Raw genomic sequence first — 24,501 nt, 5'->3', positions numbered from 1 at the left:
GTTACAACATCCCTTTCGTTGATGGAACGCCTTTGACGCGCGGGTCGATCATCGTTGCTTCATCGAGCGCGCGCCCTAACGCTTTAAACACCGCTTCAATCATATGATGCGTGTTGCGCCCGTAATGGATGATGACGTGCAAATTCATGCGCGCTTCAAGTGCCAATTTCCATAAAAATTCATGCACAAGCTCGACATCAAACGTTCCGACTTTTTCGCTTGGAAACTGTCCGCAAAACTCGAAATGCGGACGGTTGCTTAAATCGACGACGACTTGGGCGAGCGCTTCATCCATCGGCACAAACGCGTTTCCGTAACGTTTTATTCCTTTTTTATCACCGAGAGCCTCCCGCAGCGCCTGACCGAGACAAATCCCGATATCTTCGGTCGTATGGTGATCATCCACCTCCGTATCACCTTTGGCGGTGACTGTTAAATTAAATTGGCCGTGCTTTGTAAACAAATCGAGCATATGCGTTAAAAACGGCACACCGGTATCCAGCTCCGCTTTTCCTTCCCCGTCAATGACAAACTGCAGCTGAATATCCGTTTCCTTTGTCGTTCTCGAAATCGATGCATGCCTTACCATAACCTATGTCCCCCTTATTTTTTAAAACGTTCTTCAACGGCGCGCGCATGTGCTTCAAGCCCTTCAAGTCTGGCAAACGCCGCGATTTTTTCCGCGTTTTGCTTTAACGCCGGCTCGCTGTAAAAAATGATGCTCGATTTTTTCACAAATTCATCCACGCTTAATCCGCTCGAAAACCGGGCTGTACCATTCGTCGGCAGCACATGGTTTGGACCGGCGAAGTAATCGCCAACCGGCTCCGAGCTGAAGCGCCCTAAAAAAATCGCTCCCGCATGGCGGATTTGACCAAGGAGTTGCATCGGTTCAGCTGTCATTACTTCCAAATGCTCCGGCGCCAATTCATTGACGACTTCCACCGCTTCCGCAAGCGTTTCTGTGACGTAAATGGCTCCGTAGTTCTCGAGCGACGCAGCGGCAATCGCTTTGCGCGGCAGCGTCTCCAGCTGTTTTTCGACCTCGCGTGCGACTGCAAGCGCCAATTTCATCGATGGAGTGACGAGAATCGCGGAAGCGCGCTCATCATGCTCGGCTTGCGACAACAAATCAGCGGCAATTTCGTTCGCCTTTGCCGTTTCATCCGCCAACACGACGATTTCGCTCGGTCCGGCAATCATATCAATCGCGACTTGCCCGAACACTTCGCGTTTCGCGAGAGCCACGTAAATGTTGCCTGGCCCGAAAATTTTATCGACCGGACGAATCGTCTCCGTTCCGTACGCAAGCGCGGCAATCGCCTGCGCACCGCCGACTTTATAGATTTCTTTCACTCCTAATTCGTTCGCCGCCACTAACACGCCGGCCGGAAGCGTTCCGTCTTTATTTGGCGGAGAGGTGATCACAATTCGTTTGACCCCTGCCACTTGAGCAGGAATGACATTCATAAGCACCGATGACGGGTAGGCGGCTGTTCCTCCTGGAACATACAGTCCAACCGCATCAAGCGGCGTTATTTTCTGACCAAGCATCGTACCGTCTTCTTTTGTCATGATCCATGACTCTCTCTTTTGCCGTTCATGATAATCGCGAATGTTTTCCGCCGCCTCTTGGATGATCCGAAGCACTTCTGCGCTTACGTTCTGATACGCCCTTTCTATTTCTTCGTCTGTCACGCACAGCGAATCAAGGCGGACGCCATCGAATTTTTCTGTATAACTTTTTAGCGCCTCATCACCGCGAGCGCGCACATCGGCAATAATCTCCAGAACCTTACTGCGCTGTTCTTCCGTCCCTGATTCAATCGTACGGCGCAATGATACACGGTTTGTCACTCGTTCGATTTTCACGTTTGCTCTCTCCTTCATTGCGGAATGACCTCGGATAAACGATGAACTAGTTCATCGACCGCTTCGTCTTTCATGCGGTAGCTGACCGGATTGACGATTAATCGCGATGTGACATCAGCGATTTTCTCCAATTCTACCAGCCCGTTTTCTTTCAGCGTCCGTCCGGTTGAGACTATATCGACGATGCGGTCGGCAAGCCCAATGAGCGGAGCAAGCTCGATGGAGCCATTCAACCGAATAATTTCGACTTGCTCGCCTTGTTCGCGAAAATAGCTAGAGGCGATATTTGGGTATTTCGTCGCTACGCGCGGCGCGATTTGATTCATGCGCACACCCGGCAATCCTGCCACCGCTAAATGACATTTGCTAATCTTTAAATCTAACAGCTCGTACACATCGCGCTCTTCTTCCATCATCACGTCTTTACCGGCAATGCCTAAATCGGCCACTCCATGTTCCACATAGGTGACGACGTCCATCGGCTTGGCGAGAATAAAGCGCATGTTTTCTTCCGGAACTTCAATCATTAGTTTTCTTGACTCGGCAAATTCCGGCGGAAGCGTATAGCCTGCTTTCCGAAGCAGTTCGAGCGCTTCGTCGAAAATCCTCCCTTTCGGCATCGCAATCGTCAGCATTGTTTATCACTCCTCATGAGTGTTGATTATCTATTATGAAGGCATAATAGTGTAGCAATAAGCCTATATAGCCAGTGAAGACAAAGAATGAACTCGGTCTTTCTGCCGGAGTCGGCAAGCCAATGCTTGCCGACTGGGAATGCGTCGCATGCCCATCTCCAACGGCGAACGCCTTGCGGACAAACTTGATTTGTCCGCTAGCGTTCCCGTTCGGGGATTACAGCAGAAAAGCCATGTATAAACAAACGGTAATTTTTTGTGAATCAACGCGCCTGATCACTCTTTTTCCGTGCTGCCGAGCAAATAAGTAATCGGCTTATACCGTTTGCTGTAGGCATCAATATCACGGATCCCAGAAATATGCTGAAGCACCACGCGCTTTCCTTCCCACCGCTTTGTTCTCGCAAGCTCAATCGCTTCAGCGAACCGCTCTTGGCTAAATACGATGCACTCGATCGCTGCCTCCTCCTCTGATTCCCCGAGCGCCTCGATTAATCGGTCGACGCGAATGCCAAACCCGGTCGCTGGGGCTTTCCGAGAAAATTTCTCCAACAGCTCGTCATAACGGCCTCCATTTCCAATTGGGAAGCCAACGTGTTCAGCATATACTTCAAATAAAATGCCCGTATAATAACTCATATGGCTAACAAGCGTCATATCGATTTTCACTACATCATCAACGCCATATAGTTGAAGCGCGTTCAAAAGTTCGCAAAGATCGTCGACCGCTCGCTTTCCTTCCTCGCTATGAACAAGCTCCTTGGCTTCTTCCATCGTCATGTCGTTGCCGTGTAAATGCAATAATTGAAGCAGGCGCTTTTGGTCAATGGAAGAAAGGGGCAGAGACTTCACATGCTCCCTATAGCCAACGTAATTTTTCTCGTATAAAAAGCGGCGCAATACGCTGGCACGTTCTTCATTCCCGACAATTTCTAAAAACAAAGCGTTGACGTAGCCGATATGACCGATTGTCACCGTGAAATGCTGCAACCCAGCCTGCTTGAGCGCCGCAATCATGACACTAATCACTTCCGCATCCGCTGCGACCGTGCCGTCCCCAATGCATTCGACACCGATTTGTTCAAATTCCGCCGGGCGTCCTCCCTCGCGCTGCTGGGCGCGGAACACGTTTGCGTTATACGCAAGGCGGAGCGGATTGCCTTCCTTGTAAAGACGGGAAGCAGCCAGCCTTGCGATCGGAGCGGTCATATCGGGACGAAGGACAAGGGTATGACCTTGTTGATCGAGCAGTTTAAACAACTGATGGTCGTCAATCGCCGATACGGTCCCGACTGTCTCGTAATATTCCAATGTAGGCGTTTCGATCAATTCATATCCCCATGTTTCAATTTCACGAATCATCGCCTGGCGAACACGTTTTTTTATTTCATATAAAAACGGCAATGTATCACGCATACCTAACGGTTTTTCGAACATAAACAACTTTTTGGTCATGTTCACACGTCCTTTATAATAAATACTTTAGTTTGCTAATATGGTAGAGAAGTGAAGTTATTAGTAGTTTACTCCTCATTTATCCGCTCGTCAACTATGAAAATTTCCAATTGCAGCGAGCAAGATGAAAAACTGTCTTGTAACGCAAGAACCTTAAGCGCCATATTTTTGTTTCTTGCGGATGGTTGAAATAGTCGTAACCACTACGGATACGATAAAACCGATGATGAGCGGAATCGTAATAACTCCGATTCCTTGTTCCATGACAATTTCATTTCCTTGTTCATAATACCCCTTCAAATAGAAAATTCCTTTCCCGATTTTTTGATTGATTTCTAAATCAAACTGGTTGATAAAAATCATGATAATACTAAATACAATCACTGTTGTCGATGTAAAAACACGAACAAACATGTTGATCTTTTTTCTCATTGTTTCTCTTCCACCTTTTGTTTTTAAAATAAATAATTTTCCGATATTTCCGCTTATGAGAAAAGAGCACCGCTTTTCTTTTTTATGCTGAAAGGATAAGGGTGCTCTCGTTTTATTGTTCGCTCTTGCGCCTTTCCATTTCTTCTTTCGTATAAACGATGCGCATCGGATTGCCAGCGACAAACGCACCGGCAGGCACATCTTTATGGACGACCGTGCCGGCGGCGACGACGGCGCGATCGCCAATCACCACCCCGGGAAGCACCGTCGAATTGGCGCCGATCATCACTTCGTCCCCAATAATCACATCGCCAAGACGATATTCATCAATTAAATATTCATGCGCCAAAATCGTCGTATTGTAGCCAATGATGCAATTGCGGCCGATTTGAATTTTTTCCGGAAACATAATATCCGGCATGACCATAAAGGCAAGCGCCGTTTTTTCTCCGATTTTCATGCGCAAAAACGTGCGGTACAGCCAATTTTTCACCGCTAAAAACGGCGTGTAGCGCCCAATTTGGATAATGATCACGTTTTTAAGCACTTTCCAAAACGACACCGTTTTATAAACTTGCCACAAGGAGTTGGCCCCTGATACCGGATATTTCGTCGTCCGCCTCACTCGTTTTTCACTCCTACAATCGCCAGCAAATCGCTCATTTTTTCCAACATAAAATCCGGTTCATATTGTTCCAAATACTCCCGTCCTTTAATCGCCCATGCCACTCCCGCCGTTTTCGTGCCAGCGCGTTTTCCCGCTAAAATATCGTGATAATTGTCGCCGACCATTAACGCTTCATCCGGCGTGGATTGTAGCAAGTCCAGCGCTTTATAAATTGGCTCTGGGTCCGGCTTTGCATGTTTGACGTCATCGAGCCCAATGACACAGTCGAAAAATGGTTCTAGTCTCGTTTTCTTTAATCCCATCACTGCCGTTTGATGAATTTTTGTCGTTACCACGCCGAGGCGAAACCCGTTTTGGTGCAGCGTTTCAATTGTTTCATACACCGTTTCAAATTCACGAATGAGCGCGTCATGCTGCGCATGATTGAATGCGCGATACGTATCAATCATTTCTTGTACGCGCGACGGATCCAATGCGTTGAACGTTTCATAAAGCGGAGGGCCAATAAACGGCAAGACATCCTCGCGTTTATATTTGCCTGGATAATATTTTTCTAACGTATGTAAAAACGATTGAATAATTAATTCATTGGTATCGATCAATGTTCCATCGAGATCAAATAATATTGTACGAATGGTCATACTGCAGCTTCCTTCCTTTTTGTATCTTTGACACGATTCCAAATAAAGCTAATAAGCATGGTTAATAAAATAGCGGTGACCAGCCGAATGACAAGCAGCGGCCATACCGGAATTCCAAGCGGAACAAATACGAGCGTATCTTCTATAACGGCGTGGCAGGACACAAGAAAAATAAAGGCCAATGTTAAATCGCGTTTTGATACGCCGTCTTCTTTTACCGCCTGAATCATCACTCCCGCACCATACGCTAAACCGAACACGAGTCCGGCCGCCAATGTCAAAGAGGTATTTTCTTTCATGCCGAGCAATTTCGTCACCGGCGCCATCCAACGCGAAAAAATATGAATCCATTTTAACTCTTTTAATATTTGAATTCCAATCATAAGCGGAATAACAATCACCGCTAACTGCACAATCCCAAGGCACGCTTTTTTCAACCCGGCAAGCAAAATAGCTCCCCAGCTTGTCAGCTGCTCTGGAGAATTGGAAACAAAGCCGTATTGTGCCGTTTCACTTCCTCCTTGCCAAAGATAATGAATCAATAGAGCGGAAACAAGCGCGAGCCCGACGCGAACAATAACCATTAGCGCAACGCTCATACCGGTGCGCGACGCGACGGTCGACTCGATGAGCAAGTTATGGGAAAACGAAAGCATAACCGCCAAAATCAATACTTCTTTTACTGTTAAGTGCAGTGTCAGTATGGCGCCAATTGCGGCGTACAAGTTTAATAAGTTGCCGAGCACAAGCGGGATGGCCGCATCTCCCGGAAGCCCGATCCATTTCATAAATGGAGTTACCAGCTGAATGATCCATTGCAGCACGGGGGTATGCTGTAAAATGGACATGATGAGCGTAATGGGAAAAATCACTTTTCCGAGCGTCCACGTCGTTTGCAGGCCAACCGCGAATCCCCTTTGTAATATTCCGACCATTCTCTTCTCCCCTTTTCTAATCGTTATACCGCTCTTTTGCTAATCCTTTTACTCTGCGAAATACCCATAAACAGACTGAAAGTATAATGAGCGCAACGGAAACGACTTGCGCGATGCGAAGATGGCCCGCTAGCATTAAACTATCGGTGCGCATTCCTTCAATGAAGAAACGTCCGATCGAATACCAAATAAGATAGCTGAGGAATAACTCGCCGCGCCGCAAATTAACGCGCCGCAGCCACAACAGCAGCAAAAAGCCCGCTAAATTCCAAAGCGATTCGTACAAAAAGGTCGGATGGTAATATTGTCCGTTAATATACATTTGATTAATAATAAAATCCGGTAAATGCAAGCTTTCGAGAAACTCCCGCGTTACCGGACCGCCATGCGCCTCTTGGTTCATAAAATTGCCCCAGCGCCCGATCGCCTGCCCTAAGATAATGCTTGGCGCCGCAATGTCCGCCAGCTTCCAAAATGAAAGCCCTCTCACTTTCGCAAAAACGATCCCTGTTGCGACCGCGCCGATCAATCCGCCGTGAATTGCAAGACCGCCTTCCCAAATTTGCGGTATTTCCGATAAATGTTTTGAATAATAATCCCATTCAAAAATCACGTAATAGACGCGCGCGCACAAAATCGCGATCGGCACTGCGAACAAGACGAGGTCGACAAATGTTTCTTTCGGGAGTCCGCGCCGCGCCCCTTCTCTTGTCGCCAGCCATAATCCGATCAATACCCCCGTTCCGATAATGACACCATACCAATAAATGGTAATCGGACCGAGATGCAAAAAGACACGGTCTAGCGGTTGAATCGTCGAATCCATCAATTCTCCTCCTAACTGTTATTCGTAATCATGCTCGCCATCTTCAATCGCATCGGTTAGACGCGCGGAAAACTCTTCCGCTGCGTTGACCCCCATCCGTTTTAAACGGAAATTCATCGCGGCCACTTCGACAATCACAGCTAAATTTCGTCCCGGCCGAACCGGTATCGTTAATTTCGTTAATTCTGTATCCAAAATTTTTACTTTTTCTTCTTCCAACCCGAGACGATCATATTGTTTATTCGGATCCCAAAGTTCCAAATCGATCACTAACGAAATGCGTTTATGCGTCCGCACCGCTCCAGCGCCAAATAATGTCATCATATTAATAATGCCTAACCCGCGAATTTCCAGCAAATGCTCAATCAACTCCGGCGCGCTGCCAACGAGCACCCCTTCATCTTCTTGGCGAATTTCCACACAGTCATCCGCGACAAGCCGATGGCCGCGCTTGACTAATTCCAAAGCTGTTTCGCTTTTGCCGACCCCGCTTTTTCCCGTAATTAATACTCCAACGCCGTAAACGTCGACCAACACGCCGTGAACGCCGTTGTCGGAGCCAATTTGCTTTCTAAATAGTTCGTCAAACGGCTCGAAAGCCGGGTCGTTTTCATCGTCGAACGCATCACCGGCACCGATTGCCGTTCGGAAGCTTCGATCAGTTCCGGCGGCACTTCCAATCCGCGCGATATGATAATCCCTGGAGTAATATCGGTACAAAGCCGCTCCATTCTCATCTTTTTCTCTTCTAGGCTTAACGTTTCATAAAATGAAAGCTCTGTTTTTCCTAATAATTGAATTCGCTCTGCTGGATAATACGTGAAATAACCTGCCATTTCAATACCAGGACGAGACAAATCGCTTGTCGTAATCGGACGATGAATTCCTTCCGCTCCGCTTACTAATTCCAACTGAAACTTTTCGATAATGTCTTTTGTACGCACTTTCGGCATGTCGGCATTTCTCCCCTTTCTTTGTCTTTTTCCATTTTAGCACTTTTCTTTCTCGCGTTGAATCAAAAAGAGGCGGATCCCTTCGTTCCGCCTCTCATACTTATTTTTGCCGCAACGGCTCAATAATCGCTTTTTGAATAAGTAAATGGAAAAAGGAAAGAACAATCGAAGCAAGCAGTGCGGTGCCAAACCCGTTTATTTCAAACGCATTCCCCATTAATGCTGCTGTCATCATCAAGGTAATGGCATTAATGACAAATAGAAACAATCCAAGTGTTAAAATCGTTACAGGCAATGTTAATAAAATTAAAATGGGACGCACGACAACGTTTAAAATGGATAAAATCATGCTGGCGATAAAAGCGGCGCCGATGCCGCTAAATTGAATGGAATCAAAATATCCATCAATCGCCGCCAATAAAACCGTATTCACAAATACACCGATTAACCAATTGATCATCTACCATCACCGTCTTTTCATGATTTTCTTCTGTTACTCACTACCGCCCTCCATCATTTGCAGCGAAATCGATCCTGCTTTCGAATCCGCGCAAATATGAAGCGGCGGTTTGGAGGAATTTTCACTTGCAAAACGAATCGTTTTTTGCGCAGTTTCTTGTTTTTCCTCCACAGGTGATACGTTCGGATGCTCGCAGATCAATCCGCCAAGGTTCGTTCTCATTTCTCCTTCTAAACATATATCGCGAGGAAGAAACAATGCAATGTTTCCCGTTACCGTTTTTCCGGTAATAACCCCATCTTTTCTTCCCGTTGCATACGTAATTCCGCCGCTGAATGTCCGTAAACGCACGTAGCGGTAATTCCCGTTCAGTTTAATTTCTCCATGAATCGTTTCTGCTTCGACTTCCTCGATCGCGCTATGTTCCAATACAATTGCCCCATTTGCCGTCTCTAATTCCGCTTCTTCTGCAAGCAAACGCTGAAGTGTGATCGAACCGTTTACGTTTTTGATATGCAACTCGTTTGCATGCAGACGCTCGATATCGATATCCCCGTTAAAAAGCCGGCATTTGACGTCTTGATAACGTGCTTGCGGAACATAAACGGTCGCATTTGTTTTCATAAACGGTTTCGAAACGGAAAATCGGAAGTGCCCATTTTGCACAAGAAACAACGTCTCCTCTATAAATGACTTCTTCGCCGCATCCAGTGATTCGGAACGATAAACTTTTGCTTCACATTCGATGCGAACGTCCGCTTGGTCCCATGGCACTACCTTGATATTTCCATTGGCGATATGCACATCGATGTTTTGCAAAGCCACATTACTTTGTTGAAAAATATGTCTTACTTCAAACGCATTGGCAAATGGAAGGTCAAACTCTTTCACTTTTTTTACGGTCGTGTCTAAAAAATCAAACAGTTTCTCTTTCAATGACGCCATTTTTACAGAGTGCTGCTTCGAATTCGAATGAGACTGGACGAATGAAGAGGTCCGAACAGCTCGCTGCCGCTTTTTTGTTCATCCAGCTGCTCAAGCAGCGCAAGCGCCTCTTCTACTGTAAGCTTCCCTTCCTTCACCATTTTTAATATGCGTTTTTTCTCTTCCATCGTTGATCCCCTCCCATTATGTTATTTTAACACCTGAATCCCTTTGATAATATTCCAAACTACAACGACCAAGTTGACGACCCCCGCTATAGCAAAACCGAGCCATACTAGGCCGCTGCCGACCCAAAATGACACATCGCTGCCTCCCCCTGTCAATCCTGCAAAAATAGCACTGATGATAAACAACAAAATGGTCGCGGCTGGAATCAAATGGGAAAGAAACGCTTTTTTCGCGTGTTGTTTCACTGCTTGATCATCGGCGACAAAGTAAACGACAATCGGAAAGATGAATCCAGCAAAGAAAATACTGAAATAACATAATGATGCAAGCACTTTATTGGAATTCACGAAAACTCCCCCTTTGTTTTTATATACGACCGCGATCAAGAAAAGTTTCTCAGGAGATGCGATATGAACCTCCCCCACTTATCGAAGTGGGGGTTTCCTGTTTTCCCTTCGGGGTGGATGCGTGATAGGATGGTTGGCAGCCTATCTGCAGGCAACGCCTGGCACCCGTCCCGTTGGGAACCACAGGCAACATGAGTATCCATGATACTCAAGGGCGGGAACTCGCCATCTACGACTTCTTGCTTATGCAATCCGTCGATACGTAAACGGTTTGACCGTAAATTCCAATGGTCGGATTTCACATAATACACTTTAGTAAATAAATTCATCGCTCCGTGGATGTCACGTGTTGACGATAACCACAAGAGCAACTATAATTTCTAGAAGAAGATTTGTTCTTCCCGCAAACAGGGCATGTTTGCGAGGTATAACTTTCGTCTTTTTTCTCCAATTGGATGCCTTCGGCATTCAACTTATATTCCAAATAATCATATAACTTTCCAAAAGACCATTGGATAACTTCTGATTGGTCTTTGTTTCGGTTTCTTTTCGTGTTCCGTTGTACTCCTTCGACATCCCCAATAACCACTTCTTTCACTTGGTTTTCCAAACACCAACGAACAAATTGTCTCGTGGTTTTGTGCAGTGCATCCTTTAGTTGTGCCTCTGATTTCGAAAGCACATATTGCTTGGCACGATTATACTTTTTCCATTGCTTCGAACCTTTTTTACAACGAGACATCAACTTTTGCAGCTCTTTTAATTTTTTGTTTCTCAACCGATGGATGCTTCTTATTTTTCTTCCCGTGATAATGAGGCTTTCCCCATTTTCACAAACGGCTGCGATGGTGTGAATTTCCCCTGGGTCAATAGCGACACGGTTTTGATTTTTATTCTCTTTTGGTTCTTTTCCATCTTCATACGATAAACAAAGCCACAAACCACGGTCATAGACCAACTCGATTTCTTTTACTTGTCCGTTTGGAATTTGTTCTTTATCGATTTGGACTACGAGCGGTTGTTGCCTTTTCCGTTTCCAAATTCCTAGCGACAGTTCCAACGTTCCCTCTTCATGCAAAACAAACCCATCTTTTGCCCATTTCGTGTTGAAATGTTTTTTCTTTTTGTATGGATATTTGATTTTTTCGCCTTTTTTCCGTGCTTCTCTCACTCCGTCTCTAGCAAAAATATACTTATGCACAACTGCTTGGATGCTTTGGCTGTGGATAGGAAAACGACCTTTTGTTGCTTTTTGCAGTTCCGTTTTGGTTATCCATTTTCCTGTTTCCAAATGATGTTCTTTCGCCAAACGAAGGCATTCGTTCCAAACTTCTGCGGAGATACGATTGCATTCAAATAGTTTTTGGATAACTTCTTTCTTTGCCCGAAAACGGGTTTTCAGCGTTCGATACATATTCTCACCCCCTATGTTTATTGTATTCTATCGAAAATCAAAAAGAAGGGAGAAACAACAAAAGAAGCCATTCATCCCCCACCTGTAGAGGTGGGGGACTTCTGGCTAATTTATGTTAAAGAAAAACAAAAAGGCAAAGGCTTATGCCTTTGCCGTTTCATATAACGCGCGCATTCGTTCGCGGTCGCGCTCCAATATCGGTTTTAAATAGCGTCCGGTGTACGAACTTTCTACTTCGGCCACTTCTTCCGGCGTTCCTTTCGCAACAATTTGCCCGCCATGATCGCCGCCTTCTGGCCCGAGATCGATAATGTAGTCCGCCGTTTTAATGACATCGAGATTATGCTCAATCACAAGAACGGTATCCCCGTTATCGACTAAGCGCTGCAACACTTTCAATAAACGGGAAATATCATCGACGTGAAGCCCGGTCGTCGGCTCATCTAAAATATAGAGCGTCCGGCCATTTGAGCGGCGATGCAATTCAGATGCTAATTTGACACGCTGCGCTTCTCCTCCCGACAATGTCGTTGCCGGCTGTCCGAGCTTCATATACCCTAAGCCGACATCATATAGCGTCTGTAATTTCCGTTTAATTTTCGGGATATTCTCGAAAAACGCAAGCGCATCTTCCACCGTCATGTCGAGCACTTCCGCAATGTTTTTTCCTTTGTACGTTACTTCCAGCGTCTCACGGTTATACCGTTTACCATGACATACTTCGCATGGAACGTACACGTCCGGCAAAAAGTGCATCTCAATTTTAATAATGCCGTCCCCGCGGCACGCTTCACACCGTCCGCCTTTCACGTTGAAGCTGAATCGGCCTTTTTTATATCCGCGCACTTTCGCTTCATTCGTCGCCGCGAACACTTCGCGAATGTCGTCAAATACGCCGGTATATGTCGCTGGATTGGAACGCGGCGTACGACCGATCGGCGATTGGTCAATGTCAATAACTTTATCTAAATGCTCAAGCCCTTTAATCGTTTTATGCTCGCCTGGCTTTGCCTTCGCGCCATGCAGTTTTTGCGCAAGCGCCTTATACAAAATTTCATTGACGAGCGTGCTTTTTCCAGAACCAGATACGCCCGTGACCGCGACAAATGTACCGAGCGGAATTTTGACAGACACGTTTTTTAAGTTATTTTCCTTCGCGCCAACAATTTCGACCCAGCGTCCGTCCGGCTTGCGGCGCTCGGCTGGAATCGGGATGAATTTTTTCCCTGATAAATATTGTCCAGTCAGCGAGTTTGGATTGTCCATCACTTCTTGCGGCGTTCCAGCAGCGACAACCTCGCCGCCATGAATGCCCGCACCCGGCCCAATATCAATTAAATAATCCGCGGCAAGCATCGTATCTTCATCATGTTCAACAACAATAAGCGTATTGCCGATATCGCGCATGCTTTTTAACGTTGCAATCAAGCGGTCATTATCGCGCTGATGAAGTCCGATCGACGGCTCGTCCAAAACATACAGCACTCCTGTTAAGCGCGAGCCGATTTGCGTCGCTAGACGAATGCGCTGCGCTTCTCCGCCGGAAAGCGTCCCAGCAGAACGGTTTAATGTTAAATAGTCGAGGCCGACGTTCTTTAAAAAGCCGAGCCGCTCACGTATTTCACGCAAAATGAGATGGGCGATTTTCTTTTCTTTTTCGCTTAACTGCAAGTTTTGGAAAAACTCAAGCGCCTCCGTAACCGATAATGCCGTCACTTCGCCGATATGTTTGCCGCCGACAAGCACGGCGAGGCTTTCTTTTTTCAGGCGGTTTCCTTTACAAGTCGGGCATGGCTGATGCGCCATATATTTCTCCATTTGTTCGCGAACATAATCAGAGCTTGTTTCACGGTAGCGGCGCTCGATGTTCGGAATAACGCCTTCAAAAACGATATACTGCTCGCGAACTTGTCCGAAATCGTTCTGGTAGCGAAAGTAAATTTTCTCGCCGCCGCTTCCGTATAAAATTTTATCAAGCTGCTCCTTCGGCAAGTCTTTTACCGGCACATCCATGTCAATGCCGTAATGGTTGCACACCGCTTCTAACAGCTGCGGATAATATTGTGAGCTTTGCGGTTCCCACGGAGCAATCGCATGCTCGCGCAGCGTCAGTTCATCATTGGGGATGACTAAATCCGGATCCACCTCGAGCTTCGCGCCAAGCCCATCGCAGTCTGGGCAGGCGCCGTACGGACTGTTAAATGAAAACATGCGCGGCTCTAGCTCTCCAATCGAGAAGCCGCAATACGGACATGCATGCTTTTCACTAAACAACAGCTCTTCCTCGCCAATGACATCAATAAGCACTTTTCCGTCTGCAAGCTTCAAGGCCGTCTCTAATGAATCCGCCAAACGTGCAGCAATTCCTTCCTTAATAATAATGCGGTCCACGACGACCTCAATCGAATGTTTTTTATTTTTCTCAAGTTCAATATCTTCCGTGAGTTCCCGCATTTCTCCGTCCACGCGCACGCGCACATATCCTTGTTTTCGAATATCTTCCAGCGTTTTTGCGTGCGTTCCTTTCCGCCCAGAAACGACGGGAGCGAGAATTTGCATTTTTGTTCGTTCCGGATAAGCAAGAAGCCGATCGACCATTTGTTCGATCGTTTGTGACTTAATTTCAATGCCATGTTCTGGGCAAACCGGCCGGCCGATGCGGGCAAACAAAAGCCGCAAATAATCGTAAATTTCCGTGACGGTTCCGACAGTGGAACGCGGATTGCGGCTCGTTGTTTTTTGGTCAATCGAAATGGCCGGCGACAGCCCTTCAATCGCATCGACATCCGGCTTATCCATTTGCCCTAAAAACTGGCGGGCGTACGCCGACAATGATTCAACGTACCGCCGCTGTCCTTCCGCATAAATCGTATCGAACGCAAGCGACGATTTCCCCGAACCGGACAGTCCTGTCAATACGACGAGTTTATCGCGGGGAATTTCCACATCGATATTTTTTAAATTATGAGCTCTTGCGCCTTTTACGATGATTTTGTCGGTTGCCATAGACTCCAATCATCCTTCCGCTTTTAACTCAAAAATAATATCACGCAATTGGGCAGCACGCTCGAAATCAAGCGCTTTTGCTGCTTCTTTCATTTCTTTTTCTAAATCGGCAATGAGCTTTTCTCGTTCTTTCTTTGCCATCTTGCCGTAAGATGGTTTCGTATCGTACGTTTCTTTCTCTTCCGCCGCGTAAGTCGCACGGATGACATCGCGAATTTCTTTCTTCACCGTCTGCGGAACGATGCCGTGCTTTTTGTTATACGCTTCTTGAATCGCACGGCGCCGTTTCGTTTCGTTGATGGCAATTTCCATCGATTTTGTAATCGTATCGGCGTACATAATGACATGGCCGTTGGCGTTTCGCGCCGCACGCCCAATCGTTTGAATAAGCGAACGTTCCGAGCGCAAAAAGCCTTCTTTATCCGCATCGAGAATGGCGACAAGCGATACTTCCGGAATATCCAATCCTTCCCGCAACAAGTTAATCCCGACGAGCACATCGTATTTGCCCATGCGCAAATCGCGAATAATTTCAATGCGCTCGAGCGTTTTAATTTCGGAATGTAAATACGCAACTTTAATGCCGACTTCTTTTAAGTAATCCGTTAAATCTTCCGCCATTTTCTTCGTTAACGTCGTAACGAGAGTGCGTTCATTCCGCTTGATCCGCTCATGAATTTCTCCGATTAAATCATCGATTTGCCCTTCAATCGGACGAACGTCAATCGTTGGATCCAACAGCCCTGTCGGACGAATAATTTGTTCCACAACTTCCGGGCTATGTTCCAGCTCGTACGGACCAGGTGTCGCGGAAACATAAATAATTTGGTTAATTTTTTGTTCAAACTCCTCAAACGTTAACGGGCGGTTATCGAGCGCAGATGGCAGACGGAAGCCGTGATCGACAAGCACTTGCTTGCGCGCCCGGTCTCCGTTATACATGCCGCGAATTTGCGGCAATGTCACGTGCGACTCATCGATGATAATCAAAAAATCATCTGGAAAATAATCAAGCAGCGTGTACGGCGTCGAGCCTGGCGGACGCAACGCTAAATGCCGGGAGTAGTTTTCAATCCCTGAGCAAAAGCCCATTTCTCTCATCATCTCTAAATCGTAACGAGTCCGTTGCTCAAGCCGCTGCGCTTCTAACAGTTTTCCTTGTTCCCGCAATTCGCGCAACCGCTCTTCTAATTCTTTTTCAATATTTTCGATCGCTAAACGCATTTTTTCTTCACGCGTAACGAAGTGGGATGCCGGGAAAATCGCGACATGCTCGCGTTCTGCGATAATTTCCCCCGTCAATGCATCGACTTCGCGAATGCGGTCAATTTCATCGCCAAAAAATTCAACGCGAATACAATGCTCGTCCCGAGAAGCAGGAAAAATCTCGACAACATCCCCGCGAACACGGAACGTTCCGCGCTGAAAATCAATGTCGTTCCGTTCATATTGGATATCGACAAGGCGGCGCAATAAAGCGTTGCGCTCGATTTCCATCCCGACGCGCAACGACACAACCAGTTCGAGATATTCTTCCGGTGATCCTAATCCGTAAATGCACGATACACTGGCGACAATAATCACATCGCGCCGCTCAAATAGCGCTGATGTTGCCGAGTGCCGTAACTTATCAATTTCATCGTTAATGCTTGCATCTTTTTCAATATACGTATCGGTCTGCGGCACATACGCCTCCGGCTGATAATAATCGTAATAGCTGACAAAATATTCAACCGCGTTGTTTGGAAAAAACTCTTTTAACTCGCTGTACAACTGCCCCGCTAACGTTTTATTATGGGCAATCACAAGCGTCGGTTTGTTCACCTCTTTAATGACGTTGGAAATCGTAAACGTCTTTCCCGTTCCTGTTGCCCCTAACAGCGTTTGATGCTTTACTCCTTTTCGAATTCCTTCGACCAATTTGGCAATCGCTTTTGGTTGATCTCCTTGCGGCTTATACGCCGACACTAACTCAAAACGGTCCCCCACGGATTCGACCTCCTGTTTCGTTTCATCTTATTTTTCATTGTAGCACATTGTTAAAAAAGATGCATAAAAAATGCGAACTTATATTCGTTCCAAAATAGAAAGTACCTTCCAATGAAAAATGGCGGACAGCATTCGCCGTCCGCCGCTATTTAACTATTTTTTCAACTGTTTTACCATTTTTTTCGCATACAAAAACCCAACTGTCGTTGATACGATATCTGCTAGAATTTCATGCAGTTCGTCTGTATATCCTTTGAAATAGGAAGCAACCAATAGCGCGATGGTCAATAATGTTCCGATATAATGATTGTACGTAACACGGGTAAATAACAGTACAAGCAAACATGGCACAATTAACGAAACTATAAACCACATATGAAAAACTCCTTATTTAGACGGCTTCTAGCGCCCATTTTTCCCGTTCTTTTACAAACAGCAGCCCAAGCTCATGATGTTCATCTTCATATAACGCCCCTTGAACAAAACGAACTTCTCCATGTTCATTGACTACCTCTAATTTACAAAATGCGCGGTTTCGTTGCAACGCTTCATAAACTCTGTTTTCCGTTTTTACTGTCATTCCGTTCACTTTTTGATGACTTCACAATTTTACCCTTTTTCCGCTTGAAATTTCGAAGAATCCCTAAAAATGACAAGCCCTTGTTCACGCTTCGAAAAATACGGAGGTTTCAAGCGATCTTGACGATGCTGGAAGAAAGCAAGCCACTCCCTTCCAATCAATGCAAGGGCTGCCGCAATCATCGAAAGCGGCGCATACCAATAGCCTCCTATAGCAAACAAGCTGACAATCCATGCGAGCAATATCACTCTTTTTCCAGTTAAACGAATCGAGGCTTTTGGATGCATCCCTTGTACATGCTCAGAAAATCCGATGAAAAACGGCACAACATCAAGAATAGAATCGCAGCACAGAAATAATGGCACATGAATGGACGAAGTTCTCTGTTACGACGCAAGAACGACCAAAGCGCTGCGCATGTTCCGAACAAACCCTGTTGCTTTTCGCTAACTGTGGAGATGTTTCGATAGCGCCGTTTTGTAAAATAAGCCATGCTTCCACAAAAAGCAATAAAGCAAGCAAAATAGCAAGTGCAGCCATATTCGTTTGCTAAGTCGGAAAAAACGCTTTAAGCGGTCTTTCTTTACATGCAAGAATACTAACGATAAAAAACACAAGCCCCATCGTATACGCCGGGGAAAGCAGCCGCATTTGCATCGTTAATCCGATTGCGATCGTCACAAGCGCAATCATTGAAATAGCATCGCGCGGAAGCACGATGCCGATAGCAACCGCTGCTAACGACAAAATACCGCCGGCAACGAGGCCGCTTCGCCAAAAAGCTTGCTTTCATGAAACATGTTGTATACGCGAATAGAAAAATAGCTTCTTTCCCGCTTCACCCGCCGCCATCCGATAACAAGTGCCAGTGCGATCCCAAATTTACAAACAACGGTTTTGCACAGAGCAGCCGCCCAACGCCTTTGAGCGCCTCCAACACCCATATCGACATATCGCCGCCACCTCGCTATGTTCGCGATTCTTTATCTACTATTCTACCAAATCACTTTCATAAATCCTATGATCGCATACACATTTTTTTCAACATTATTTGTTTATTATTGGCGAATCCTTTCGCATAACGACTTTCTTTGCCGAATCCACACTAGTTTTGTCAAGCAGGAAGGGATTTCCGTCTTGATGGAAAATGATAAAAAAGAGGATGACAAAGAGGAATCCTAGATGGAGTAAAAACAAGCAGTGTCGCGAAGCGTCTTGGTGTATACCGAAACGATCACGCTGGGTAAAGAAATATAATGTTCGTGCCAAAAAAACGAAGCGGGACACTACGTATTCGATGCCGAAGCGGTTGCCTTGCTAGAACAAATTAAATTTGAACAAGGTGCTGCCCTAGAACCATGCATCAATCAAGAAAATCGGCAACATCCATTCTCCGCTGACGAGTTGTTCAACGTTTATATCGAACCACATCTCAATGAGTTTACCTCCCGCCTCCAAAATATCGAACAAAAGCTCAACGAAAAAGCGGACGATATCGTTTCCGTTCAGCTTTTGCATCATCGCCGAGAAATTGAGAACTAGCCTCCCAGCTTCATTCACTCGAACAACGTATTGCCCGCTTAGAAGAAGACGTTAATAGAGAACAAGCGATTATAACGGAAAATGCAAAGCAAAAACCGAAACGCCGTGGCATCAGCCGCATTATGAGTCTATTTGTATAATCTCCCACCTTCTCTCTTTTTTCTTTTCTAAAAAAAGAGAGAAGGAGTTTTTCTTTTAAAAAACTTCCTTTACATCTTCATTTATTCTTTATTGTTTTTTAACATTTTTCCCGAGAAGTCTCCCTTCCTCTAAACGGAGTGAAGGAGGAAGATAAATCAGGAGGTTTTTGATTCCCAAATACGAACATATGCGCTATAATTGAACCATCCATCAAACAAAGAAAGAAGGAAATGCTATTTTGGTGCAAAAGTGTTCTTCGGCATCGAAGCGGATTTGGACCGATTGTATGCCTGCAATCGAACCCCGTGTTTGAATGATTCTCCGCTAGCAAAAAGAACACTTTCCCACATGGATGTGTATCCAAAGCGAGCGAAAACAAACGAAAAGGAAGTTTCATCTTCACAGCATCGATTCAATCCGTTTTGCACAAACCTTTCGCAGAACTCGAACAAGCAATCGCAGGAGCCTGCCCGCTATCCCTACAAGAAAAAGAAATACTTCCCAACGAAATGGGTGAAAGACGGTTTCAATGGGAATGGGACTCATTGGAGAATATATCGGAAAAATTTATCAAGAGTAAAGACGGCCGCGTTCAGATGAAAAACATTGCATCCCATCGTTCTCGCATCTTCAAAAAAGAAAAAGTGCATCATTGAACAAAACGGGGCAACCCCTAAAGGCATTTGCCGTTTCTTTTCAATGAAACAGCACTTTCATCGCTGTTTTTAGTTGTACATCATTGTTGTCGTCGCGAATGGCGTCCATCACTTTTGCTTGTAATACTTCGGCTGTGTTTTTATCGATTTTTCCGGTTTGCGGGAGTTTATTTGCCTTTTGGAATGCTTTTACCGCCGACTCAGTTTCTTTGCTGAAGTAGCCATCGGTGCGGCCAGGGTCAAATCCAAGTCCCTTTAACATTTGTTGCGCACTTTTTACTTGCTCATTGTTCATATCAAAGGAAAGCTCTTTTTCGATATGAAGCGGACTAACGTGGAAGTAATCCGGCTGCTTTACTTCAACATCCGGCTTAACACCTTTTTTATGAATCCAATGGCCATCCGGCGTCAGCCATTTATAGAGCGTTAATTTAATGTTGCTGCCATCCCCCATCGGAATCGCTTGCTGCACCGTTCCTTTTCCGAACGATGTTTCACCAACGAGCTTATATCCTCCCGCTTCTTTCATAGCGCTGGCTAAAATTTCTGAAGCGGATGCGCTGCCTTTGTCAATTAACACGGCGATCGGATACGGTTTTTTCTTCGTTAAATCGGAATAAAAACGTTGTTTATCGCCATTGCGTTCTTCGATTTGTACATATGGTTTATCTTTCGGAATGAATTGTTTTAAAATTTCTTCCACACTTTGCAAATAGCCGCCTGGGTTGCCGCGCACATCAATGATTAACCCGTCGATATGCTTGCTTTCTAATTCTGCTAATTTCTTTTTAAAATCTTTTGCTGTATTTTCGGAAAACGATGTTACTTCTAAATAGCCGACTTTTTTCCCGTTATACGTTTTTACCGAATCATAAACCGTTTCAATCGGAATTTCGTCGCGGACTACTTTTACTTTAATCACTTCTTTTACACCGGGGCGAAGAATATCCAATTGTACCGTCGTCCCTTTTTCCCCGCGAATTTTCAACACGGCTTCATATAAATCAAGCCCTTCTAGACTCTCGCCATTCACCCGCAAAATTTGATCATTTGGTTTTAATCCCGCTTTTTCTGCCGGCGAGTTTTTAATCGGTGCGACAATCGTGACTTTTCCGTTAATCATGCTTACCTCGGCACCGATTCCTTCAAACGAAGAGTCAAGCGACTCCGTAAATTGTTCGCTTGTTTCTTCATCCATATAGACAGAATACGGGTCGTTCAGCGTGCTAATCATTCCTTGAATTGCGCCTTGGATGAGTTTATCATCATCAACTTTTTCAACATAGCGTTTTTTAATCAGCTCATAAGCTTGTTCGACTTTCTTCAGTTCTTTCTCGTCATCGTTCGTTGCCGCTTTATCTGGCTCGACCAGTGTTATTTCACGATCGCTGTCAGGCGCTGCAAGCTGCATGCCGGCATATGTTCCCCCGGCACCAACTAGCATCGATAAAGCCATAAGTATTGCGGTTGTTTTTTTATTCACAACTGTCTCCTCCTCACCCTATGCCATACAGGAAAGGCACCACACAGTAGGCCGTGCGATGCCTTTTATTTTTATCATATGACTAGCTTGTACATAGTATGATTACATTCTGTTTCTTTGCATTACTAGTTTACACATTTCCCATTGTTTTCTCAACCAAATAAGTTTGAAAAAAATGCACAACTTGCGTTTCGCAAGTTGTGCCATGTTCGTTACGGTAAATCGATTAACATAAAACGCGCGCCATTTTCTGATGCAATACGGAGTATCGGCGTTTCCGTAATTCGCGCGGAATCACGCTTATGCAACGTTGTTTCTCCGTTTAATGCAACATCTCCTTCAATAACAAAGAAAAAGATTCTTCTTCCCTCTTGTTGCGTAAATATAAGCTCGCGCCCTGCTTCTAAATCGGAAAGGTAAATCGTTGCATCTTGATGAATATGGGCAATTCCTGGAGACGAAGGATTTTTCGTCACCACCGGAAGCAACGCGTTTTTCATTTTCGCCACATCAAACGTTGTCCGCTCGTACGATGGCGTCAACCCTCGGACTTCAGGCAAAAACCATAGCTGCAAAAAATTCACTTCTTCCGTTGGCGATGGATTCATTTCAGAGTGAACAATTCCTGTCCCTGCCGACATCCGCTGCACGCCGCCAAACGTTGTCGTCGCGGTATGTCCTGTGCTGTCCTCATGCTTTAAATAGCCTTTTAATACAATCGAAACGATTTCCATTTCTTGATGAGGATGGGCGCCAAACCCTCTAAGCGGAGCGACAAAATCGTCGTTTAATACGCGCAGCGGGCCGAAATGAATGTTATTAGGATCATAGTAGTCGCCAAAAGAAAAGCTATGATACGTCTTTAACCATCCATAATCCGCATAATAGCGGGATTGCGCAGGATATACTTGAATCATATACACACTCTCTCCTTACAATAGCTTATCCAAAAATAATCGTATCAAGCGCATATTGCCCCGGTCCGATTAATGCTACTCCAACAGCAACCGCAATAATCGCAAGATTGTACTCATACCCATTTTGCGTCACCCAATATCCGTTTGGCCCATGCACTTTCACAATGGCCAAGATCATTGGCACAATCATTAATAAAGCGGCAAGCGGAGTCAAAAGTCCTAGTGCAAATAAAAGCCCGCCAATCAATTCACTCATCCCAGCAGCAAAAGCCATCATTTTTCCTGGTTTTAACTCACATTTCGCACCCTAACAAGGTCAAAACAAAGGATTTTTTATTTAGTTTTTCAGAATAACTTTTTGACCAACACGACAAGCGATGGCAATCCTTTTTTTACCATCGCTAGTCGTTCCATATGACGTTACACGTAAATGCTCTCATCCATTCCCAATCCTTGCAGAATCCTTCGCTGCTCGTAGGTGAGCGGTTTTCCTAGCGCGCGTTGGATGCGTCCATCCGGCAGCTTGAGGAGGACGACTTTCACATACTCAAACAACTGAAAAATCGCTTGCCCGGTCGGTCGGGTCAGCTTGCGGCCTCCGGCGCCCTTTAACGGGCGTTCTGGTGTGATGAACTGACGCACCCGGCGCTGAAAGACGCGGTAAATCGCCAAGGCCAAGAGAAATAAATAGCCCAACACCGCCACCCGTTCTGGCTTTTTGACGTAAATCTCGTCGGTGAAGAACGGATCTTTGAGAAAGGAGAAGTTCATTTCCACCGAGATTTGCCCTTTATACAACTTCAAGATTTCTCGAGCATCCATCGTTCGGCCTTTCCATTCCTTCGGAACGGTCGTGACGAGGACAAACCGGGACGCTTTCCGTCTTGCCTGTTCCCATGCCTGTTGGTGGAATTCGACGTCCAGGCGCAAAAGATACAGCGTCTCCACCTCGGGTTCCACCTCTTTTTTCGGCCGGCCGCGCCGTTTTTTCGGGCGCACGATCTCTTCGACCGCGGCCTTGACCCGATGAAACCGGGGGCGAAGGGACGCCTTGAGGGACGCCAAGGCTTGTTCGGCGTCTTCGCGGCAGGAGAAGGGGTGACGCTCCCAACGGGCTTGTTCCTCGCGGAGAAGCTCCGCTTCTTTGACCCGCTCTTTTTCGAGCGTTTTTCCTTTGCGCTGGTCGAGTGCGCTCGATTCGACGACGATCAGCCGAACGGGGTGGCCTTCATACGTCGAGGCCGTTTCCCATACCCGGTACGCCGCGCCGTTTTTCTCGGCCAACGAAAAGGAGTCGCTCCACGCTGGATCGGGTTGGACATCCGCTTCCGCCAGAGCAGCTTTGACGATTCGGAGCGACGATGGGCCTCTCGTGATCAAAAAGGCGTTGGCGGCTTTCGTCTGCGCCAGAGTGTCTTTCGTCATGGCGGCGGAATCGGCCACGTAAATCCATTCGTCTTCAATCTTGGCTTGTTTGAGCTGTTCGTGGACACGGGACAGCACCTCTGGATTCCACGTTTTGTCCGGCAGGTTGCCGTCGTGCACATCGCCGTAAAACGGGATGCCATCCTCGTTGCCGATCAGCCCGAAACCGATCTGTTTTTGCCAGCGATGATGCCGGTTGTAGCCATGCGTGATCCGCAGGGCCTCTGACGAGACCGATTCATACGCGCCGTAAACGGTCTTGTCCGTCGTATCGGCGTGGAAGGCCTGGAGAGGAAGGCCTTCTTTCCGATAAATGTGAATCAAGCAAGTGCTGATCACCTTGTGAATATCCGCCTCATACAGGCGGTCGAGATGACGAGCCAACGCATCATCATTGAACCAAGAAGGCTTCAGCCCCGGCCGGATCAGCTTCGACAAATCGATCTCATGCGCCCATCGCTCCAAATGGACGAGTGCTTGTCGTCCGCTCAAGATATCCAGAAGGATCAGCTTGACCGCATCGCTGGTTCGGGTTTGGCATTGGGGATCCACCGGAACCAGCCGATCGATGAGCTGGGGAAGGTCAAGATCTTGGAAAAGGGCACTTATTATATTCAAATAGGAACTGTCATAAATCTCACAAATTTGAACATCCATGGTGGACAAACTCCTTTGCATTCCTTGTGTGTCAAGGATTCATTCCACATCGATGCAAAAAAATCCTCCCGATTTTCGTTGGAAGGGTGCGAAATGTGAGTTTTAATCCAATGGATTCCATCCAGCCTGCCGTTCCCGCAAGTCCATGTCCTCCAAACCAGCCAAACAATTTTTGGGCGCCATGTCCTGCAAATGTCAATCCAAAAACTAAACGGATTAATAATAATCCGATACCTGCCATCATCAACACACTCCTTCTAATATTACCTTTGTTTCATAAATCTCGAATTCGAGATAATTATAAAATAATTATTTTGATATTGTCAATATGAAAATATTAGATATAGCCTCCCCCTTTGTAAGATGATGGTTTTTATTTGCATTTATGGATCCT

Annotated in this window: 25 protein-coding genes and 3 pseudogenes; 1 reads left to right on the top strand and 27 read right to left on the bottom strand. The window is 46.0% G+C overall.

The genetic code is table 11. From position 1 onward, the window contains the following. Position 1: 1 nt before the first annotated feature. The 22 genes and pseudogenes from hisB to NXM86_RS01755 form a co-directional block, all read right to left on the bottom strand. Entirely contained in the window at positions 2-589 is a 588-nt protein-coding gene (gene hisB, locus NXM86_RS01860; RefSeq protein ID WP_498958549.1) for an imidazoleglycerol-phosphate dehydratase HisB, read from the bottom strand. A 14-nt stretch (positions 590-603) separates the two neighbouring features. Continuing rightward, positions 604-1,872 carry a histidinol dehydrogenase gene (hisD, locus tag NXM86_RS01855; protein ID WP_498958548.1) on the bottom strand — a complete coding sequence of 423 codons (1,269 nt, stop codon included), beginning with the start codon at positions 1,870-1,872 and terminating at the stop codon, positions 604-606. A gap of 14 nt (positions 1,873-1,886) precedes the next feature. After that, the gene (gene hisG, locus NXM86_RS01850) at positions 1,887-2,507 is read right to left on the bottom strand and encodes an ATP phosphoribosyltransferase (RefSeq protein ID WP_043906055.1); all 621 of its coding nucleotides are present in this window, start codon (positions 2,505-2,507) and stop codon (positions 1,887-1,889) included. Positions 2,508-2,783: 276 nt separating this feature from the next. Then, positions 2,784-3,962 carry an ATP phosphoribosyltransferase regulatory subunit gene (locus tag NXM86_RS01845; RefSeq protein ID WP_498958547.1) on the bottom strand — a complete coding sequence of 393 codons (1,179 nt, stop codon included), beginning with the start codon at positions 3,960-3,962 and terminating at the stop codon, positions 2,784-2,786. Positions 3,963-4,115: 153 nt separating this feature from the next. Next, entirely contained in the window at positions 4,116-4,394 is a 279-nt protein-coding gene (locus tag NXM86_RS01840; RefSeq protein WP_498958546.1) for a hypothetical protein, read from the bottom strand. 112 nt (positions 4,395-4,506) lie between these two features. Then, on the bottom strand, positions 4,507-5,019 hold the full coding sequence (locus NXM86_RS01835) for an acyltransferase (protein WP_081189294.1): 513 nt from the start codon (positions 5,017-5,019) through the stop codon (positions 4,507-4,509). After that, positions 5,016-5,663 (bottom strand): pyrophosphatase PpaX, encoded by a 648-nt coding sequence (gene ppaX / locus NXM86_RS01830; RefSeq protein ID WP_081189293.1) that lies wholly within the window; start codon positions 5,661-5,663, stop codon positions 5,016-5,018. Before ppaX ends, NXM86_RS01835 begins: the two co-directional genes overlap by 4 nt. Next, complete coding sequence (locus tag NXM86_RS01825; RefSeq protein WP_498958545.1) at positions 5,660-6,598, bottom strand: nucleoside recognition domain-containing protein; 939 nt, start codon at positions 6,596-6,598, stop codon at positions 5,660-5,662. Before NXM86_RS01825 ends, ppaX begins: the two co-directional genes overlap by 4 nt. Before the next feature lie 16 nt (positions 6,599-6,614). Continuing rightward, positions 6,615-7,424, bottom strand: a complete 810-nt coding sequence (lgt, locus tag NXM86_RS01820; RefSeq protein WP_081189292.1) for a prolipoprotein diacylglyceryl transferase — start codon at positions 7,422-7,424, stop codon at positions 6,615-6,617. A gap of 18 nt (positions 7,425-7,442) precedes the next feature. Next, positions 7,443-8,377 (bottom strand): annotated as a pseudogene (gene hprK / locus NXM86_RS01815) (HPr(Ser) kinase/phosphatase). A gap of 100 nt (positions 8,378-8,477) precedes the next feature. Beyond that, positions 8,478-8,837, bottom strand: coding sequence for a phage holin family protein (locus NXM86_RS01810; RefSeq protein WP_062679080.1), 360 nt, complete (start codon positions 8,835-8,837; stop codon positions 8,478-8,480). Positions 8,838-8,870: 33 nt separating this feature from the next. Further along, positions 8,871-9,782, bottom strand: a complete 912-nt coding sequence (locus NXM86_RS01805; RefSeq protein WP_498958544.1) for a DUF4097 family beta strand repeat-containing protein — start codon at positions 9,780-9,782, stop codon at positions 8,871-8,873. A 2-nt stretch (positions 9,783-9,784) separates the two neighbouring features. Next, a complete protein-coding gene (locus tag NXM86_RS01800; RefSeq protein ID WP_498958543.1) occupies positions 9,785-9,949 on the bottom strand; it encodes an SHOCT-like domain-containing protein in 165 nt (54 codons plus the stop codon). Positions 9,950-9,970: 21 nt separating this feature from the next. Then, on the bottom strand, positions 9,971-10,297 hold the full coding sequence (locus tag NXM86_RS01795) for a magnetosome magnetite crystal formation protein family (RefSeq protein WP_015865051.1): 327 nt from the start codon (positions 10,295-10,297) through the stop codon (positions 9,971-9,973). Positions 10,298-10,622: 325 nt separating this feature from the next. Further along, a complete protein-coding gene (locus NXM86_RS01790) occupies positions 10,623-11,711 on the bottom strand; it encodes an RNA-guided endonuclease InsQ/TnpB family protein (protein ID WP_498958542.1) in 1,089 nt (362 codons plus the stop codon). A 141-nt stretch (positions 11,712-11,852) separates the two neighbouring features. Continuing rightward, a complete protein-coding gene (uvrA, locus tag NXM86_RS01785) occupies positions 11,853-14,717 on the bottom strand; it encodes an excinuclease ABC subunit UvrA (protein ID WP_498958541.1) in 2,865 nt (954 codons plus the stop codon). 9 nt (positions 14,718-14,726) lie between these two features. Next, positions 14,727-16,706: an excinuclease ABC subunit UvrB gene (gene uvrB, locus NXM86_RS01780; RefSeq protein ID WP_498958539.1), complete on the bottom strand. Its 1,980-nt coding sequence runs from the start codon at positions 16,704-16,706 to the stop codon at positions 14,727-14,729. A 153-nt stretch (positions 16,707-16,859) separates the two neighbouring features. Next, positions 16,860-17,081: a CsbA family protein gene (locus tag NXM86_RS01775; protein WP_015865054.1), complete on the bottom strand. Its 222-nt coding sequence runs from the start codon at positions 17,079-17,081 to the stop codon at positions 16,860-16,862. Positions 17,082-17,097: 16 nt separating this feature from the next. Further along, positions 17,098-17,286 carry a hypothetical protein gene (locus NXM86_RS01770; protein ID WP_498958538.1) on the bottom strand — a complete coding sequence of 63 codons (189 nt, stop codon included), beginning with the start codon at positions 17,284-17,286 and terminating at the stop codon, positions 17,098-17,100. 29 nt (positions 17,287-17,315) lie between these two features. Beyond that, positions 17,316-17,573 carry a hypothetical protein gene (locus NXM86_RS01765; protein WP_498958537.1) on the bottom strand — a complete coding sequence of 86 codons (258 nt, stop codon included), beginning with the start codon at positions 17,571-17,573 and terminating at the stop codon, positions 17,316-17,318. A gap of 43 nt (positions 17,574-17,616) precedes the next feature. Continuing rightward, on the bottom strand, positions 17,617-17,826 hold the full coding sequence (locus NXM86_RS01760) for a hypothetical protein (protein WP_498958536.1): 210 nt from the start codon (positions 17,824-17,826) through the stop codon (positions 17,617-17,619). A gap of 9 nt (positions 17,827-17,835) precedes the next feature. Beyond that, positions 17,836-18,033 carry a hypothetical protein gene (locus tag NXM86_RS01755; protein ID WP_498958535.1) on the bottom strand — a complete coding sequence of 66 codons (198 nt, stop codon included), beginning with the start codon at positions 18,031-18,033 and terminating at the stop codon, positions 17,836-17,838. A 567-nt stretch (positions 18,034-18,600) separates the two neighbouring features. On the opposite strand from NXM86_RS01755, the gene NXM86_RS01750 reads away from it, so the two are divergent. Continuing rightward, entirely contained in the window at positions 18,601-18,828 is a 228-nt protein-coding gene (locus NXM86_RS01750) for a hypothetical protein (RefSeq protein WP_498958534.1), read from the top strand. A gap of 837 nt (positions 18,829-19,665) precedes the next feature. Here the strand turns inward: NXM86_RS01750 and NXM86_RS01745 are convergent. The 5 genes and pseudogenes from NXM86_RS01745 to NXM86_RS01725 all read right to left on the bottom strand — a co-directional run. After that, positions 19,666-21,108 carry a S41 family peptidase gene (locus tag NXM86_RS01745; RefSeq protein WP_498958532.1) on the bottom strand — a complete coding sequence of 481 codons (1,443 nt, stop codon included), beginning with the start codon at positions 21,106-21,108 and terminating at the stop codon, positions 19,666-19,668. Positions 21,109-21,320: 212 nt separating this feature from the next. After that, positions 21,321-22,025, bottom strand: a complete 705-nt coding sequence (locus NXM86_RS01740; protein WP_062755661.1) for a pirin family protein — start codon at positions 22,023-22,025, stop codon at positions 21,321-21,323. Positions 22,026-22,050: 25 nt separating this feature from the next. Continuing rightward, a pseudogene (locus tag NXM86_RS01735) lies at positions 22,051-22,317 on the bottom strand (DoxX family protein); the annotation flags it as partial. A 128-nt stretch (positions 22,318-22,445) separates the two neighbouring features. Further along, entirely contained in the window at positions 22,446-24,107 is a 1,662-nt protein-coding gene (locus NXM86_RS01730; protein WP_498958402.1) for an IS1634 family transposase, read from the bottom strand. 100 nt (positions 24,108-24,207) lie between these two features. Next, a pseudogene (locus tag NXM86_RS01725) lies at positions 24,208-24,348 on the bottom strand (DoxX family membrane protein); the annotation flags it as partial. Between the last annotated feature and the right edge of the window lie 153 nt (positions 24,349-24,501).

The sequence above is a fragment of the Geobacillus sp. CX412 genome (assembly GCF_027942335.1).
In the GTDB taxonomy this organism is placed as follows: domain Bacteria; phylum Bacillota; class Bacilli; order Bacillales; family Anoxybacillaceae; genus Parageobacillus_B; species Parageobacillus_B toebii.
Note: the sequence above shows the minus strand (reverse complement) of the source record. Positions and strands in the feature narration are given on the sequence as shown.